This is a genomic window from Parvularcula maris (genome assembly GCF_024505085.1).
GTDB lineage: Bacteria > Pseudomonadota > Alphaproteobacteria > Caulobacterales > Parvularculaceae > Parvularcula > Parvularcula maris.
This window is the reverse complement of sequence record NZ_JANIBC010000047.1, coordinates 1-343: the sequence shown is the minus strand read 5'-3', so window position 1 is coordinate 343 and position 343 is coordinate 1. Positions and strand designations below refer to the sequence as shown.

1 pseudogene is annotated in these 343 nt (G+C 65.6%); it reads left to right on the top strand.

From position 1 onward, the window contains the following. A pseudogene (locus tag NOG11_RS14890) lies at positions 1-343 on the top strand (hypothetical protein); the annotation flags it as partial.

Genomic DNA, 343 nt, shown 5'->3' with positions numbered 1-343 from the left:
GTCTCGGACAGCTCGAACCAGCCGGTCTCGATGGCGGGTCTGGCTTCGGCGAGCTACCAGTATGACGGCCATATGCGCCGTGCGGTTCAGGTGATCTCGGGCAAGAAGGTGCGTTCGGTCTACTCGCTGGGTGGCCAGCTCCTGCACCGGCATGCTCTGGCCCATGGTTCAGTGCCAGAGAAGCGCACGGACTACGTCACGGCGGGCGGGATGTCTGTGGTGCGGCTCGAGAACGGCTCGCCCACCTACATCGCCTCGGACCATCTGGGCTCGGCCTCGGTGGGCTTTGACGGAGGCGGCGCCTTCAAGTGGCGGGAGGAGTACTACCCCTACGGCGAGAAGC